Origin of the sequence: Kitasatospora sp. MMS16-BH015 (assembly GCF_002943525.1) — a bacterium.
Classification (GTDB): domain Bacteria; phylum Actinomycetota; class Actinomycetes; order Streptomycetales; family Streptomycetaceae; genus Kitasatospora.
Map to the genome: position 1 here is coordinate 6,869,369 of NZ_CP025394.1, position 15,228 is coordinate 6,884,596.

Below are 15,228 nucleotides of genomic sequence, written 5' to 3' on the forward strand. Positions count from 1 at the left end.
CACTCCGCTGACACCTCACTGACGACCTGACACCGTCGGGCCCCAACCCCACCCCGGAGCCGTCTTGGAGACCACCGTCCCGAGTGCCGAGGCACTCAAACGGGCCGCCGCCCGCTACCTGGACCTGCACGCCCACCCCGAGCTCTCCGGCGCCGAGCGCCGCACCGCCGCCCGCTTCGCCGAGGCCCTGGCCGAGGCCGGGTACGAGGTGACCACCGGCCTCGGCGGCCACGGCGTGGCCGCCGTGCTGCGCAACGGCCCCGGGCCGGTGGTCGCGCTCCGCGCCGAGCTGGACGCGCTGCCGGTGGCCGAACGCACCGGGCTGCCCTACGCGAGCACCGCCACGGCCGAACTCCCCGACGGGCGGCGGGTGCCGGTGGCGCACGCCTGCGGCCACGACGTGCACCTGGCCTGCGCGGCCGAGGTGGCGGCGGCGCTCGCCGAGCGGCGGGCCGAGTGGAGCGGCACGGTGCTGGTGCTCGGCCAGCCCGCCGAGGAGACCCTGGCCGGCGCCCGGGCGATGCTGGCCGAGGGCCTCTACCGGCGGGTCGGGGCGCCCTCGGTGGTGCTGGCCCAGCACACCGTGCCGCTGCCGGCCGGGATGCTGGCCCACGTGCGCGGCCCGGTGACGGCGGGCAGCCGGACGCTGCGGGTGGTGGTGCACGGGCGCGGCGGCCACGCGGGGGCGCCGCAGCTGGCCGTCAGCCCGCTGCCGGGGGCGGCGGCGATCGTGCTGCGGCTGGGCGAGGCCGCCCGGCCGGGGGCCGTGCTGACGGTCGCCTCCCTGCTCGCCGGGGACGGCACCGGCAACGTCATCCCGGACCGGGCGAGCCTCACGGTGACCGTACGGGCCTTCGAGGAGGGCGAGTTGACCCGGGCGGTGGCCGAACTCCGGGTGGTGGCCGAGGCGGAGGCGGCGGCCACCGGCTGCACCGCCACCGTCGAGCAGCTCTCCGCCTCGGTGGTGAATCGGCCGGACCCGGGGCTGGCCGAGACCGTCCGGGCCGCCCACCTGGCCCTGTTCGGGCCCCAACGCGTGGCCGAGTGGCCGCCGTTGACGGCCACCGAGGACTTCCCGCTGTTCGGCCCGGCGGGGGAGGAGCTGCACGGCGTCCCGGGGATCCGCACCGCGTACTGGCTGCTCGGCATGGTCGGCCCCGAGCAGTGGGCGGCCACCCCGGGCGCCGGCCCGGCCGAGAAGCTGGCCGCCCTCCCGGCCAACCACTCGCCCGAGTTCCGCCCCCACCTCGGCCTGACCCTGCGCACCGGGATCGCCGCGCTGTACACGGCGGCGCTTTCGTGTCTGAACGGTGACTGAATTCGCCTGAGCGGATCTTCCCGTCCGGGTAGCGGTGCGCGGGAATTCCCTCGGTAAAAAGCAGGTCAGGAAATGCGCCGAAGAGAATGCGGCCCAGCCCGCACGGCCACGAAACACCTGGTCAGAGCGCACAGATGGTCCATAAACAGAATCTCAATCGACTGCCGACTTCCGTTGACCGCCCCGAGGGCTGCTGCTAATTTCGCCGGAACGCCGGGCCGGCCCGCCCGTCGGGGTCTCCGCTAAAAGCGGATCCACGACGACCTCCCCCACCAACCGAGAGGTTGCACACGATGACGCACGGCATTTTCTCCTGGCGGCGCACCGGCGCACCGGCGCGCTGGCCCTGAGCGCGGCCGCCCTGCTGGCCGCCGGCACCGCCCTCGCCGCGGGCCCGGCCTCGGCCGAGGCCGGCACCACCGGCTCGCACGCGTTCACCAACCGGGGGCACGGCTACATGCCGGAGCTGGCCGACGCGAAGGCGGCCCAGAAGGGCGCCAAGCACACCTCGGGCACCCTCAGCTACGGCGGCGGCATCGGCGGCGTGGGCGTCACCAGCGGCCAGCCCAAGGTCTACGTGGTCTTCTACGGCAGCCAGTGGGGCACCCAGGGCACCGACGCCGCCGGCAACCTGACCTTCAGCAACGACCCGTACAGCGGCGCCCCCGTCGCCCAGAACCTGTTCAAGGGCATCGGCACCGGCGGCGAGCAGTGGTCCGGCACGATGACCCAGTAATGCGACGGCGCCGGCGTCGCCAAGGGTGCGACCAGCTGCCCGGCCGGCGCCGCGCACATCCCGTACCCGACCGGCGGCGTGCTCTCCGGCGTCTGGTACGACAACGCCACCGCCTCGCCCGCCCAGGCCACCGGCCACCAGCTGGGCGTCGAAGCCCTCAACGCGGCCCACCACTTCGGCAACCTGACCGCCGCCGCGAACCGTGACGCCTACTACGTCATCCTCTCGCCGCAGGGCACCAACCCGGACAACTACAAGAGCACCACCACCGGCTTCTGCGCCTGGCACGACTACAACGGCGACACCACCCTGAACGGCGGTGCCATCACCTCGGACGTGGGCAACTTCGCCTTCTCCAACCAGCCGTACAACATGGACGCGGGCGCCAACTGCGGTGTCGACTTCATCAACACCGGCACCAGCGGCAACCTCGACGGCTGGACGATGACCCTCGGCCACGAGTACTCCGAGAACATCACCGACCAGTTCCCGGCGGGCGGTTGGACCAACCCGACCAACGGCCAGGAGAACGCCGACGAGTGCGCCTGGCTGAAGACCGGCACCGGCGCGGCGGGCAACGTGACCATGGGCAACGGCAGCTACACCCTCCAGGGCAGCTGGTCCAACGACACCAACGGCTGCGCCCTGACCCACCCGACGGTCGGCTGACCCGGCAGCACCACCACTGAGCAGGGGCGGGCCTTCGGGATGGGGGCCCGCCCCGGCGCGTGAGCCGGCCGATCCCGGGCAGACGGGCGGGTGTGAACCCGATCGAACGGGCGCTGCGCGGGCTGGACCGCCGCCAACAGCGCCGGAAGCCGACGGCCGTGGTCTTCGCGGTCGTGAAGAAGTACGGCGACGACCGGGGCGGCCTGCTCGCCGCCCTGGTCACCTACTACGGATTCGTCTCGCTGATCCCGCTGCTGCTCCTGCTCAGCACCGTGCTCGGCTTCGTGCTGCACGGCCACCCGGCGGCCCAGCAGTCGGTGCTCGACTCCGCGCTGGCCGACTTCCCGATCATCGGCGACCAACTGCACCAGAACGTGCACTCGCTCCGGGGCAGCGGTCTGGCCCTGGTGATCGGCGCGGTCGGGCTGCTGTACGGCGTGCTGAGCGTGGCCCAGGTGCTCCAGCACACGATGGCCGAGGTCTGGCACGTCCCCGGCGTCCGGCGGCCCGGCTACTGGTCCCGGCTGGGCCGCAGCCTGCTGCTCTTCGCGGTGCTCGGCACCGGCCTGGTGCTCGCCACCGCCGCCGCCACCCTGGTCGGCGCCGCCCTCGGCGGGCCGGCCGCCCGGATCGGCGGCCTGCTGCTCTCGGCGCTGCTGAACACCGCCCTCTGCCTGGCCTGCTTCCGGGTGCTCACCCCGGCCCAGATCCCCACCCGCTCCCTCTGGCCCGGCTGCGCGCTGGCCGGGCCGCTCTACACCGCGCTCCAGGCCTTCGGCGCCGTCCTGGTCACCCACCAACTCCGCCACGCCACCCAGGTCTACGGCTTCTTCGCCACCGTGATCGGCCTGCTCTCCTGGCTCTACCTGGCCGCCCAGATCGCCGTCTACGCCGCCGAGGTCGACACCGTCCTGGCCGGCCGCCTCTGGCCGCGCAGCCTGCTCCAGCCCCCGCTCACCACGGCCGACGAGGCCGTGCTGAGCGCCGTCGCCCGCCAGGAGGAGCGCCGCCCGGAACAGCACGTCGAGGTCACCTGGACGAAGGAGGCCGAGGAGCACCCGGACGGATAGCGGCGGCCGGGCCGGGTAGCCGCCGGAGTGGACCTCGGGCGTGCTGGACCGCAGGCGCCGGGGAGGAGGCGGTGATGAACGGGCTGTACCGGAACCGGACACGAGCCGGTCAGCAACTCGCGGGTGAGGGTCGGAAGGTGTTGGGTCGGCGGCCCGAGCCGGCGGCGGTGGTGGTGGCCCTGCCACGTGGCGGGGTGCCGGTGGCCCATGCGGTGGCCGAGGCCTTCGACGCCCCGCTGGACGTGCTGGTCACCCGGACCATCGCCCTCCCCGACCGCCCCGAGGTCGGGATCGGCGTGATCGCCGGCGAGGACCCGCCGCTCTTCGAACCGCAGGCCTTGGAACAGCTGGACCTGACCCCCGACCAGCTCGCGCCCACCGTGGCGCGCGAGCGAGCCGAACTGCACCGCCGGGAGGAGCTCTACCGCTCCGGCCGCCCGGCGCCCGAACTGACCGGCCGAACCGTGATCCTGGTGGACGACGGCGTGATCACCGGCCTGACCGTCCGGGCCGCCCTCCGGCTGCTGCGGGCCGCCGATCCCGGGCGGCTGGTGCTGGCTGTCCCGGTGGGCGAGCCCCGGACGGTGGCCGAACTGGACCGCGAGGTGGACCTGCTGGTCTGCCCGCGCCGCCCGGCCGGCCTGCGCGCGGTCGGCCTCTGGTACGAGGACTTCACCCCGGTCACCGACCGCGAGGTGATCGACTCCCTGGCCCGCCGCGCGGCCTGACCTACCCTTCCTCGCTCTCCTCGCTGGCGACGGCGATGCACTCCACGTCGATCTGGTCGGCCAGGTCGGTCAGTACGGCGACCAGCGCCAGCAGCGTCTCCTGGTCCAATCCGCTGTCGCCGTCCTGCGCCGCCTCCGACCAGTCCGCCGCCAAGCGGCGGAGCAGCACGGTGACCTGGTCGGCCGGCACCAGCAGGTGGTCGTCGGTGGTCGAGATCAGCGGGACGGACCACTTGGTCATGACGCACCTCCGGAGGCATCGCGAGCGGTCCGGGCGGTCCGGCGGGCGAAGGCTCCGCCGTCGACCCCGTCTGCCCGGGGCCCGGCGGCTGCCCGAGGAACCCGGTACCCAAACCCGCCCGGCGACGGATCATCCCGCCGTTCGGGGGCATACGCCCGGCATGGGACGACCTACGGCAGACCGACACCTGACCCTCGTGCACTCCGCCCCACCCGGCGGCCCGCCACCCGACCCGGTGCCGCCCAACCCGACCCCGGCCCCCGGCCCCGGTCCCGGCCCGCAGCCCGGGCCCACCCCCGGCCCGATACCTCCGCCGGGCGGCCCCGACCCGACCCCGCCCGGCCCGCCACCCCTGGAGCCGGATCCACCCCCGCCCGGCCCACGCCCCGATCCGCTCCCGCACCCCGGTCCGCTGCCCGGCCCCGGCCCCCGACCCGCCCCCGTCACCCGGCAGGACCTGCCGCCGGGGGCGTAGCACCTCCCGCCGGTCACGCCCCCAGCCGGAGGCGGACCGCCAGGTGCGGCCCCTGCTGCTCGTGGCCGGTCCGGCGGGTCGCGCCGAGACCGGCCAGGGCCCGGGCCATCGCCTCGGCGTCGGCCGGGGTGCCGAGCAGCTCCACGGTGAGCCCGCCGCCCGGCAGCAGGAGCGGCGGGAGGCGGGCCGGGCCGCTGGTCCGGTCGAACACCTCGGACCAACCGGATGCTGCGGGAGCGCTGGTGGGCGGGTCCTCCCACGGGTTGGCGCGGCGGGTGCGGCCCCGGCCGGCGTGGGTGGGGAAGGCACGTTCGAGCGCGTCGAGCACGGCCTCGGCACTCTGCGGCGGCCCGTCCGAGAGCCGGACCAGCACATGGCCGGCGGCGAGCGGCAGATCCACGGCGGATCACCTCCGTCCAGGAAGGATCACCGGGGGTCACCCGGCGCGGAGCGCCGCCACCTGCTCCGGCGCCAGACTGACCCGGACCAGGGCGGCGGCCAGCCGGGCGTGGTCCTCCGGCGGCACCAGGCGGCCGAGCCCGCGCGGGGTGTGCGGCAGGCCCAGCCGCTCGGCCGCCGCGCAGGCCCGGTCGTCGAAGTACGGGCGCAGCTGCGGCCAGACCGCCTGCGCCTCCCGGCAGAAGATGGCGGCGCCGACCGGCCCGATCCTCGGCACCTCCTGGAGCAGCTCGCCGAGCCGGGCCGAACTCTCCCCGGCCGCCTCGCGCAGCCGCCGCAGGTCGCCGTGCCAGCGGTCGAGCACCAACTCCGCGCCCTCGCCCAGGGCGGTGGCGGTGCCCTCGTCGTACCGGACGTAGTGGGCCCGGCCGAGCGCGTCCACCCGGGCCTGCCAGCCGGAGCGGGCCATCGCCCGGGGCGTGCGGTACCCGGCCCGGAACAGTTCGCGGGCCGCAGCCGTGGCCAGGTCGGCGTCGATCGGCACCGAGCAGAGCACGGTCAGCACCAGCAGCCGGTAGAGCGGTGCGGGCTTGTCCCGCAGGGTGATGCCGGCCTGCTCGGCGTAGGTGCGGCCGTGTTCGGCGAGCAGCCGGGCGGTGACCGTCTCCACGGTCACCGCCCCGACCCCCGGTGGCCCGTCCGCCGCAGGGCTCGGTGCTCGGGGCGGCGGCCCTGGCCGGCGGCGAGGCGGCGGCGGATCACCAGCAGGTCGAGCAGGGCGATCACCGCAGCGCCCGTGCACAGGGCGGCGAAGACCAGGTAGGTGGCCCGGTTGGGGGCGGGGCCGCTGCCGGTGCGGGCGGCGAGCACGGTGAAGGCGGCCGTGCCGAAGACGAAGAGGACCACGAAGATCCGGGAGAGCACCCGGCGCAGCTCCAGGTCGGTGCGGGCGTTCACCGGCTCGGTGCCGCGCCGCACCGACGGCTGGGGGCGCCACTGCGGGGTGGTCCGGCCCGGACCCTGCGGGGTGTGAGGGAAGTCGTGGCGTTCACCGGCCTGGTGCGCCGGGTGGATTCTGTGGGCTGCCATCGCTGCTCCCCGAGAGTTCGTGCGGTCTGCTGGGGCTTCCTCGGCTACCCCCGCCCGGCGGGCTCACACGCGCCGGTGAAGCTGACCGGGCCGCTGCCGCCGCCCGGCGGTGGTGCCGGTGGTCCTGCAGGCGGGACGCGCCCAAGGGATGGTCACATGTGGTGATGTGGCATATGCGGAAGGTAGTCTCCGGGTGACGGACTCGCACCCTGGGGGCTGGCTCGATGGCAGACGATCGCGGCGGCACGCCCTCGCCGCTCGGGTCGGCCGCCCGGCTGTTCGACGCTCTGGGGCTGGTCTACGAGCGGGCGTACGGGCAGTTGCCCGGGCAACTGGAAGCGCTGGATTGGCTGTTGCACCGACTGCCGGCTCGGGCCAGGGTGTTGGACATCGGCTCCGGCACCGGGCGGCCTGTCGCCGAACGGCTGGCCGCGGCCGGCCACCTGGTCACCGGCTGCGATGTCTCGCCCACCATGGTCCGGCTGGCCCGGGCCCAAGTACCGCTGGCCCGATTCGAGTTGGCGGACGTACGGGAGCTGCCGGACACCCCGGGGGCGTGGGATGCGATCACCGCCTTCTTCCCGCTGTTCCAACTCCCGCGCACCGAGATGGAGCTGACCCTCACCCGGGTCGCCGACTGGCTGGCGCCCGGCGGATCCTTCGTGCTGGCCACCGTCCCGTTCGACGGCGAGGGCCTCGAACTGACCTGGCTGGGGCAGCGGGTGCGTTGCAGCGGCTACCCCGCCGAGATCCACCCCAAGCTGATCGAGGCCGCCGGGCTGGACGTGGTGCACGCGCGGTGCGGCGTCTTCCGGCCGGACTTCCCCGGCGCGGGGGAGGAGGAGCACCTCTTCGTCCACGCCGTCAAACCGCAGTAGGGCCTGGCCGGCAGGCGGTCGAGCCGGCTCCCGGGCGCGGTGTCGGCCGGCTCCCCCGGGAGGCCGCCCGCCGCTCAGGCCGGCCGGGCGTGCGGGAGGGCACGGACGCGGGCGAAGGCGAGCGGGCTCAGGGCCGCGACGGCGTACAGCAGCGAGGCGGCGGTGGCCACCTGACCGCCACCGAACGCCGCCGACAGCGGGCCGATGCTCAACTGGCCGACGGGGATGGCCAGGTAGGAGAAGAGGTCGTCGTAGGCGGCGACCCGGGAGAGCGCCTCGCCGGGCACGTGCTCCTGCAGCGAGGTCTCCCAGGCGATGCCGGTCAGCGCCGAACCGCAGCCGCCCGCGAACGCGGCGGCCAGCACGGCGGGCAGCGGGAGCCCGAGCCCGAGGGTCAGCATCGGCAGCGCGCCCAGCACGCTCGCCGCCTGCCCGAGCCGCAGCAGGTGCTTCACCGCGAACCGGTACGCCAGCGTGCTCATCGCCAGCATGCCCAAGCCCCGGACGCTCAGCACCAGCCCCCAGCCGGTGGTCGAGCTGAGCGCCCTGGTCAGCTGCGGGCCGAGGATCTGCCAGCTGCCGGTCTGCACCAGGTTCATCACGAAGAAGGCCGCCGTCACCGGCAGCACCCAGCCCGGCCGGACGAACTCGCGCCAACCCTGCCGGAGTTGGGTCGGCAACCGGGCTTCGGTGCGCTCCGCCCGGCCGGTGATCGGCAGCCGGGCCAGGAAGAGCGCGGCGAGCAGGAAGCTCGCGGCGTCGGCGGCGATCGCCACCCCGCTGCCGGTGGTGGCGACCAGCAGCCCGGCCAGGCTCGGGCCGAAGATCTTGGTGCCGTTGGCCAGCGAGCCGAGCAGCGCGTTCGCCTGGCGAAGTCGACTCCGGTCGACCAGCTGCGGCACCACGCCACGCAGCGCCGGGTTGGTGAACGCCGACAGGATGCCGTTCAGCAACTCCAGTGTGGCGGCCGAGAGCAGGGTGTAGTGGTGGGTCAACAGCAGGGCGGCGAAGGCGCCTTGGGTCAGGGCCGAGCCCAGGTGGGCGAGCAGCAGCACGGTGCGGCGGGGGAAGCGGTCGGCGGCCACGCCGCCCAGCAGCAGGAAGGCCAGCAGCGGCATCGTCCGGGCCGCGAGCACGATCCCGAGGTCGGAGCGGCCGGGCGCGGCGTCCAGCACGGCGAAGGCGACGGCGACCGGGGCCATCGAGCTGCCGAGCAGCGAGACCAGACGGCCGGCGAAGAACAGGCGGAAGGCAGGGCTGCGCAGCGGCGCGGGAGGTGGAGTGGGCACCGGGGCAGCCTGATCGGTCCGGGCTGCCCGGCGCTATCGTTTCGGCACCAGGCGAAACCAAGGGAGAGAGGGAGGCACGGGTGACACTGCTGCGGCTCACCCCCACGGCGCTCGCGCGCTCGCGCTTCGCGCTCTCCCCGCTCGCCGAGGCGCTGGCCTCGACCATCCTGCTCAGCCGCGCCTGCGTCGATCCATGGATTGCCCCCTGGCACGACCGCCACCACGCCGAGTTCACCGCAATGCTCGCCGCCGACCCGTTCGCCCGGGGTCTGGTCGCCCTGGCGGGCTCGACCAAGTGGCTGCCCACCTTCCTCACCGTCCCGCCCGCCGGCGGCATGCGCACGGCCCTCGCCGACGAGCTGGCCGCCGTCGCGCTCGCCCCGGACGAGCAGGTCCGGGCCGACCTGGAGCGTTCGGTCGCCCACAGCTGGCTGAGCCACGACCTCGACTGGCTGACCGGTGACGCCTGGGCGCCCCGCGCGGCCGCGCTGCTCGGCGAGGTCTGGCGCCGGCACATCGCGGCGGACTGGCCGCGCCGCCGGGCCCTGCTCGAACGGGACGTCACCTATCGTGCGGGCCTGCTCGCCGCGTACGGCTGGCCGAAGGCCCTGGAGCGCATGAACAAGGGCAGCGCGTGGGAAGGCGCGGACGCGATCCGCTTCTCGAAGAAGCCGGGCCCCGACTACGTGGTGGGGGAGGAGGGCATGCTGTTCGTCCCGGTCAGCGCCTCCAGCGGCACCTGGCTGTGCGAGCGGCAGCCCGGCCGGTACGCGCTGGTGTACCCGGCCCGGGGCTCGGGCGCCGATCCGGCCGCAACCCCGGTGCAGCGACCGCCGGGCGCACTGGACCGGCTGATCGGGCGCGGCCGGGCGGCCGTCCTGCGCGAACTGGCCCGCCCGGCCACCAGCAGCGAACTGGCCGCCCAGCTCGGGGTGTCGCTCGGCACGGTCGGCGGCCACTTGGCCGTGCTGCGGGACGCCGACCTGATCGCCGGCACCCGGGTGGGCCGCCGCGTGGTCTACCGCCGCACGGAGTCGGGAGACCGGTTGGCGGGCCGCTAGCTCTCCGACGAGCACCGTCGGACGGGCCCCGGCCGCCTCGGTCGGGTCAGGCGGCGGGCTGGTCGTGGGTGGAGCAGTGGATGCCGCCGCCGCCCGAGGCGATGGTGTCGATCTGGAGCGGGACGATCTCGCGGCCGTGGAAGGCCTCCCGGAACACGTCCTGGGCGTGGTCGTCGGCCCGCGGGTCGCCGAAGTGCGGGAGGTAGACGCCCTTGTTGCCGACGTAGAAGTTCATGTACGAGGAGACGAAGGCGTCGCCGCGGCCGGTGATCTTGTCCGGGTCGGGCTGCTGCAGCTCGATCACCTTGAGCTTCTTACCGGTCGCGTCGGTGGCGTCGGCGAGCACCGAGCGGGCCTGGTCGGCCGAGCGGGACCAGACGTCGGCCGGGCCGCCGGGGAAGGCGCGGTCGAGCAGCACCACGCCGGGGGAGACGAACCGGGCCAGGCAGTCCACGTGGGCATCGGTGATGTCCTTGCCCCGGACGCCGGCCAGCCAGATCACCTTGGTGACGCCGAACAGCTGCTTGAGCTCGGCCTCGATCTGGTCCCGGCTCTTGCCGGGGTTGCGGTTGTCGTTGACGATCGAGCTCTCGGTGATCATCAGGGTGCCCTGGCCGTCGGTCTCGAAGGAGCCGCCCTCGGCGGTGATCCCGGTCTCGATCCGGTCGGTCCCGTACCGCGAGAGCACCGTCCGGGCCACCCGGGCGTCGTCGGCGTGCTGCTGCTTGTTGCCCCAGCCGCTGAAGTTGAAGTCGACGCCCTTGACCTTGCCACCCTCGGAGACGAACACCGGCAGGGTGTCGCGGGCCCAGAGGTCGTCCACCGCGACGGTCAGCAGCTCCACGTCCGACCCGCAGGCGTCCCGGGCCGAATCCTCCTGGCCGGGCCGCACCAGCAGCACGATCGGCTCGCGCTCGCCGATCGCCCTGGCGATGCCGGCGATGTCCTTGCGGACGGCCCCGAGCTGCTCGCCCCAGACGTTCTCGGAGGCGGGCCAGGCCATGAAGGTGCGCTCGTGCTTCTCCCACTCGGCGCCCAGCTTCCGCCCGCCGGGGGCGGCCGGTGCGGCGGATCCGCCCTGGGGGCCGGAGTCGGTGGAGCTCGGGTTCGTGGCCGGGTCGTCCTGGTCGTCGCCGCCGGTGCAGGCGGTCGCGCCGAGCGCGAGGAGGCCGGCGCCGGCGAGGGAGCGCAGCACGGTGCGGCGGGCGAGGGAGGTGAGGGGCACGGTGGTCTCCGGTGGTGCAGAGGGTGGGATCGGCCGACCGGACGGGCTGAGCCGAACGGTCCGCGCCGACCGGCGGGCCGATCTGCACTCTCGCATTGACTGAAAAGTCAGTCAAGTCTGTCGGAAGCGTGCAGAACGGGAACCGGTCGGGGGCTGCGGCGTCGGGGCGGCGGGCGTGTCGCGACGCCCCGCGGCGGGTCGGTTCTCGCGGCGGGCTCAGCCGTCCCTGCGGTACTGGTCGACGGAGACCCGGGCTGCGCCCTCCTGCTCGGGGGTGGCGAGCACTCGGACCAGCGCGAGGCTGCGGCCGTCGGCGGAGCGGAGGCAGAAGGAGGTGTTCGCGCCGGCCGAGCCGAACGGCAGGCGGGTGGTGGTCTCGTGGCGGGCCAGGCCGTCCAGGCAGGCGAGGAGGGTGAGGTCGGCGTCCCGGGCGAGGTGGGTGTCGGCGCCGTCCGGGGCGAGGAACTCGCTGTCGCTGCGGCCGAGGTACCAGGTGGCGGTGTCCACCGGAGCGGTCCGCCCGGCGGCGAGGTCGAACTCGGTGGCGTTGTCCGGGGCGGCGAGCTCGACGCCCTGGTAGACGGGCTGGTAGGCGGGGGTGGGGGCGGCGCTCGGCGAGGCGGAGGCGCTGGGGGTGGGGGTGGGAGTGGGAATTGGTGCGGCCTCGACCTCCGGCGGTCCGTCGAGCAGCAGGACCATCGCGGCGGCGCCGACCAGCAGGGCGACGGAGGCGGTGAGGGCGGTGCGGCCGAGGGCGCGTCTGCGGCGGCCGCGGTCGGGTCCGTCGGTGGCAGCGGCGGGGCTGGGCCGGTGTGGGGTGGTGACGGTGGTGGCCGCCCAGCCGTGGTGGGCGGGCTGGGTGGGTGCGTGGCTCCAGTCGGCGCTGGCGACGGTGGGGCCCGAACCCGAATGCCAACCCGAACCCGAACCCGAATGCGAACCCGATGCCGAGTGCGAACCCGAACCCGGCTCCGGCTCCGGTTCCGGTAGGGCCGTGTGGTGGGTCAGGACGGTGGCCAGGGCCTGGGGGAGCCAGTCCTCCGTGAAGCGGAGGTGGCCGCCGACGGCCGGGTGGTGGCGGGCGGCAGTGATGACCTCGGCGGGGGTGGGGCGGTGGGCCGGGTCCTTGGCGAGGCAGGCCAGGAGGAGGGCGCGCAGGCCGGGCGGCACCCGGCTGAGGTCGGGCTCCTCGTGGACGGTCCGGTAGAGCGTGGCCGGGCCGTCGCCGTCGCCGAAGGGCGGGGTGCCGCCGGCCACGTGGACGGCGAGGGCGCCGAGGGCGTGGACGTCGGTGGCGGGGGTCGCGGGCCGGCCGACGGCCTGTTCGGGGGCCATGTACGCGGGGGAGCCGATCTGCAGGCCGGTGCCGGTGAGCGCGCCGGAGTCGGCCGCCCGGGCGATGCCGAAGTCGATCACCCGGGGGCCGTCCGAGGCGATCAGCACGTTGCCCGGCTTGAGGTCGCGGTGCACCACGCCGGCCGCGTGGATCACCTGGAGCGCCTCGGCGATGCCCGCCATCAGCAGCAGCACGGTGCGTTCGGGCAGCGGCCCGAAGCGCCGCACCACCTCGTGCAGCGAGGGCCCGGGCACGTAGGCGGTGGCCAGCCAGGGGGTGGCCTCGGTGGCGCCCGCGTCGACCACCTGGGCGGTGTACAGGCCGTGGATCAGCCGGGCGCTGGCCACCTCCTGGGCGAACCGGGCCCGGAACGCCGGGTCCTCCGCCAGCTCCGGCCGCACCACCTTGAGGGCGACCGGCCGTCCGCCGGGGGTGTGGGAGAGGTAGACCCTGCCCATGCCGCCGGCGCCGAGCCGGGCGGCCAGGCGGTAGCCGCCGACCTCGCGCGGGTCATCCGGGCCGAGCTCCTGGAAGACCGGCGGCAGGGGGAAGGGGGAACGGCCAGCGGACATGCTGCGGCTTCTTTCGGTGGTGCGGGCGGTGCGGGGTGCGGCGGCTAGGACTGCTTCCGGTACGCGAGAGGGCACAGGGCCAGGACGGCTGGGTGAAAGTTCGGTCAGGCGGGGCCGGGGCGGGCGCTGACCGGTTCGGGGGTGGCGTCGGAGGGGGCGTCGGGGGCGGGCGGGCGGCAGTGGGTCAGTTCGGCCTCGATCGCTCCGCGCAGCAGGGTGCGGGCGTGGGCGACCGGGAGCGAGCCGCTGTGCCAGCGGGTGCTCAGGCCCTCGACCAGGGCGGTGAGGCGTTCGGCTGCGGCGGCGTGGGCCGGGGCGGTGCCGGTGGGGTTGGCGCGGCCGAGGAGTTCGGCGATGTCGTGGACCCAGGTGTGGGTGTTGCGGGCCAGCTCCTCGCGCAGCTCGGGCTCGAAGACGGCGGTGGCCCGCAACTCGCCCCAGGCGGTGCTGTTCTCGCGCACCTCGGTGGTGTCCTGGAGCTCGAGCAGCAGCACCTGCTCCAGGTCGGCGCGCGGGTCGCCGCCCCGGCCGGCCGCCTGGGCGGCTTCGGCCGTGTAGCGGTCGGCGCGGTCGCTGATGTACTCCAGCGTCTCGCGCAGGATGCCCGCCCGGTCGGTGAAGTGGTAGTAGATGAGCGAGGTGGAGACGCCGGCTTCGGTGGCCAGTTCGCCCACCCGCAGCCCGCGTACGCCGCGCCGGGCGATCACCCGGGTGGCGGCTCTGAGTATCCCTGTCCGACGGTCTGGCATGGTCGCCCACTCTACCTCGCTGCCGGGGTGTTCCGCCCCGAATCCTGATCATAATTTCAGGAACCCCCTCGCCTGGACCCCAGTAGGGGCCCAGGAGCCTGGTCAAATGCACCGAGAACCCCCGAGGGGTTGACTGAAAATTCAGTACGGTGAAGGATGCGGGGCCATGAACACCCCCGCCCCCATCCCCGCCCCCTCCCGCCGCAGCCTGCTGAAGTTCGGTGCCGCCGCCGTCCCGCTGGCCGCCCTCGGCTCCGTCCTCGCCGCTTCGCAGACCGCCGCCGCCCTCACCCAGGCCGCGGCCGCCGGCACCGGCCCCAATGCCTCCGCCGTCCCGGCGCTGCGGATGCCGGCCGAGAGCGACCGCCACGACCGGACCTTCATGGCCTGGCCCGCGCTCTCCTCGATCTGGAGCACCCAACTGCCCGCCGTCCGCCGCGACATCGCCCGGGTCGCGTACGAGATCTCCCGGTACGAGCCGGTGGTCGTGGTCGCCCGCTCGGGCCAGGCCGCCGACGCCCGGTACCAGTGCGGGCCCGGCGCGTACTACGGCATCACGGTGATCGAGATCGCCAACGACGACCTGTGGATCCGCGACTTCGGCCCGACCTTCGTGGTCGGCCCGGGTGCCATCGCGGGTGTCGACACCAACTTCAACGGCTGGGGCAAGACCGGCACTTCGTACTACCAGCGGTTCACCGAGGACGCCGCCGTGGCGGCCACCCTGCTCTACGACTACGGCATCGACCGGATCCAGGCGCCGTTCGTCGGCGAGGGCGGCGCGCTGGAGACGGACGGGCAGGGCACCCTGCTGGCCACCGTCAGCTCGCTGGTCAACCCGAACCGCAACCCGGGCAAGTCGCAGGCCCAGGTGGAGCAGGCGCTGTGCAGCTCGCTCGGCATGGACAAGGTGATCTGGCTGGCCGGGCTGGCCGGTCAGGACATCACCGACGACCACATCGACTGCCTGGCCCGCTTCACCTCGCCCGGCCGGGTGCTGCTCGACAAGCCGGGCCCGGGCACCGACCAGCTCTGGATCGACGTCTACCAGCAGGCCAAGCAGGTGCTCGCCACCGCCACCGACGCCCGCGGACGCTCGCTCACCGTGGTCGAACTGCCCGGCCCGGACCGCACGTTGATCCGCGGCAAGGGCAAGGACTTCCTCTCCAGCTACACCAACTTCTACGTGGCCAACGGCGCCGTCTTCGTGCCGCAGTTCGGCGACACCACCGCCGACGGCACGGCCTACGCGATCCTCCAGGCCGAATTCCCGGGCCGCGACATCGTCCAGCTGAACATCGACAACATCGCCTCGGGCGGCGGTGGCATCCACTGCTCCACCCAGTCGCAGCCGGCCGTCCCGCCGGCCCTCTGAACCACCAGACAACGCAGC

Annotated in this window: 16 protein-coding genes; 8 read left to right on the plus strand and 8 right to left on the minus strand. The window is 74.5% G+C overall.

Translation table 11 applies throughout. The annotated features are described in order from the left end of the window. The first annotated feature begins 64 nt into the window (after positions 1-64). From CFP65_RS29255 to CFP65_RS29275, 5 genes are all read left to right on the plus strand, one after another. Positions 65-1,318 (plus strand): amidohydrolase, encoded by a 1,254-nt coding sequence (locus tag CFP65_RS29255; protein WP_104818996.1) that lies wholly within the window; start codon positions 65-67, stop codon positions 1,316-1,318. 457 nt (positions 1,319-1,775) lie between these two features. Then, positions 1,776-2,054, plus strand: coding sequence for a hypothetical protein (locus CFP65_RS29260; protein ID WP_104818997.1), 279 nt, complete (start codon positions 1,776-1,778; stop codon positions 2,052-2,054). A gap of 78 nt (positions 2,055-2,132) precedes the next feature. Next, positions 2,133-2,723, plus strand: coding sequence for a hypothetical protein (locus CFP65_RS29265; protein WP_104818998.1), 591 nt, complete (start codon positions 2,133-2,135; stop codon positions 2,721-2,723). Between the two features lie 92 nt (positions 2,724-2,815). Beyond that, on the plus strand, positions 2,816-3,793 hold the full coding sequence (locus CFP65_RS29270; protein WP_158702411.1) for a YihY/virulence factor BrkB family protein: 978 nt from the start codon (positions 2,816-2,818) through the stop codon (positions 3,791-3,793). A gap of 74 nt (positions 3,794-3,867) precedes the next feature. After that, positions 3,868-4,521: a phosphoribosyltransferase gene (locus tag CFP65_RS29275; protein ID WP_104819000.1), complete on the plus strand. Its 654-nt coding sequence runs from the start codon at positions 3,868-3,870 to the stop codon at positions 4,519-4,521. A gap of 1 nt (position 4,522) precedes the next feature. On the opposite strand, the gene CFP65_RS29280 is transcribed toward CFP65_RS29275, so the two are convergent. The 4 genes from CFP65_RS29280 to CFP65_RS40035 form a co-directional block, all read right to left on the minus strand. Continuing rightward, positions 4,523-4,762, minus strand: coding sequence for a DUF6213 family protein (locus tag CFP65_RS29280; protein WP_104819001.1), 240 nt, complete (start codon positions 4,760-4,762; stop codon positions 4,523-4,525). Positions 4,763-5,250: 488 nt separating this feature from the next. Then, the gene (locus tag CFP65_RS29290; RefSeq protein WP_104819002.1) at positions 5,251-5,637 is read right to left on the minus strand and encodes a hypothetical protein; all 387 of its coding nucleotides are present in this window, start codon (positions 5,635-5,637) and stop codon (positions 5,251-5,253) included. Between the two features lie 36 nt (positions 5,638-5,673). Next, positions 5,674-6,312, minus strand: a complete 639-nt coding sequence (locus CFP65_RS29295; RefSeq protein WP_104819003.1) for an endonuclease — start codon at positions 6,310-6,312, stop codon at positions 5,674-5,676. Continuing rightward, a complete protein-coding gene (locus tag CFP65_RS40035; protein ID WP_174805580.1) occupies positions 6,309-6,725 on the minus strand; it encodes a hypothetical protein in 417 nt (138 codons plus the stop codon). The genes CFP65_RS29295 and CFP65_RS40035 overlap by 4 nt, the downstream gene beginning before the upstream one ends. Positions 6,726-6,949: 224 nt before the next feature. On the opposite strand from CFP65_RS40035, the gene CFP65_RS29305 reads away from it, so the two are divergent. Beyond that, positions 6,950-7,603: a bifunctional 2-polyprenyl-6-hydroxyphenol methylase/3-demethylubiquinol 3-O-methyltransferase UbiG gene (locus CFP65_RS29305; RefSeq protein WP_104819004.1), complete on the plus strand. Its 654-nt coding sequence runs from the start codon at positions 6,950-6,952 to the stop codon at positions 7,601-7,603. Positions 7,604-7,677: 74 nt separating this feature from the next. Here the strand turns inward: CFP65_RS29305 and CFP65_RS29310 are convergent, their stop codons facing one another. After that, positions 7,678-8,892 carry an MFS transporter gene (locus tag CFP65_RS29310; protein ID WP_104819005.1) on the minus strand — a complete coding sequence of 405 codons (1,215 nt, stop codon included), beginning with the start codon at positions 8,890-8,892 and terminating at the stop codon, positions 7,678-7,680. 80 nt (positions 8,893-8,972) lie between these two features. On the opposite strand from CFP65_RS29310, the gene CFP65_RS29315 reads away from it, so the two are divergent. Then, a complete protein-coding gene (locus CFP65_RS29315; protein WP_168219638.1) occupies positions 8,973-9,953 on the plus strand; it encodes a winged helix-turn-helix domain-containing protein in 981 nt (326 codons plus the stop codon). Between the two features lie 46 nt (positions 9,954-9,999). Here the strand turns inward: CFP65_RS29315 and CFP65_RS29320 are convergent, their stop codons facing one another. The 3 genes from CFP65_RS29320 to CFP65_RS29330 all read right to left on the minus strand — a co-directional run bounded on the left by CFP65_RS29320 (position 10,000) and on the right by CFP65_RS29330 (position 13,835). After that, entirely contained in the window at positions 10,000-11,178 is a 1,179-nt protein-coding gene (locus CFP65_RS29320; RefSeq protein ID WP_254552629.1) for an agmatine/peptidylarginine deiminase, read from the minus strand. Positions 11,179-11,394: 216 nt separating this feature from the next. Continuing rightward, entirely contained in the window at positions 11,395-13,086 is a 1,692-nt protein-coding gene (locus CFP65_RS40275; protein ID WP_217368196.1) for a serine/threonine-protein kinase, read from the minus strand. A gap of 104 nt (positions 13,087-13,190) precedes the next feature. Further along, positions 13,191-13,835 carry a TetR/AcrR family transcriptional regulator gene (locus tag CFP65_RS29330; RefSeq protein WP_104819007.1) on the minus strand — a complete coding sequence of 215 codons (645 nt, stop codon included), beginning with the start codon at positions 13,833-13,835 and terminating at the stop codon, positions 13,191-13,193. Between the two features lie 166 nt (positions 13,836-14,001). On the opposite strand from CFP65_RS29330, the gene CFP65_RS29335 reads away from it, so the two are divergent. Next, complete coding sequence (locus CFP65_RS29335) at positions 14,002-15,210, plus strand: agmatine deiminase family protein (protein ID WP_104819008.1); 1,209 nt, start codon at positions 14,002-14,004, stop codon at positions 15,208-15,210. Positions 15,211-15,228: the final 18 nt, after the last annotated feature.

Bases quoted from the DNA above. Each gene is read 5' to 3' on its own strand.
- CFP65_RS29305 (WP_104819004.1), top strand. From the start codon at position 6,950: ATGGCAGACGATCGCGGCGGCACGCCCTCGCCGCTCGGGTCGGCCGCC.
- CFP65_RS29280 (WP_104819001.1), bottom strand. From the start codon at position 4,762: ATGACCAAGTGGTCCGTCCCGCTGATCTCGACCACCGACGACCACCTG.
- CFP65_RS29330 (WP_104819007.1), bottom strand. From the start codon at position 13,835: ATGCCAGACCGTCGGACAGGGATACTCAGAGCCGCCACCCGGGTGATC.
- CFP65_RS29335 (WP_104819008.1), top strand. From the start codon at position 14,002: ATGAACACCCCCGCCCCCATCCCCGCCCCCTCCCGCCGCAGCCTGCTG.
- CFP65_RS29275 (WP_104819000.1), top strand. From the start codon at position 3,868: ATGAACGGGCTGTACCGGAACCGGACACGAGCCGGTCAGCAACTCGCG.
- CFP65_RS29260 (WP_104818997.1), top strand. From the start codon at position 1,776: ATGCCGGAGCTGGCCGACGCGAAGGCGGCCCAGAAGGGCGCCAAGCAC.
- CFP65_RS40275 (WP_217368196.1), bottom strand. From the start codon at position 13,086: ATGTCCGCTGGCCGTTCCCCCTTCCCCCTGCCGCCGGTCTTCCAGGAG.
- CFP65_RS40035 (WP_174805580.1), bottom strand. From the start codon at position 6,725: ATGGCAGCCCACAGAATCCACCCGGCGCACCAGGCCGGTGAACGCCAC.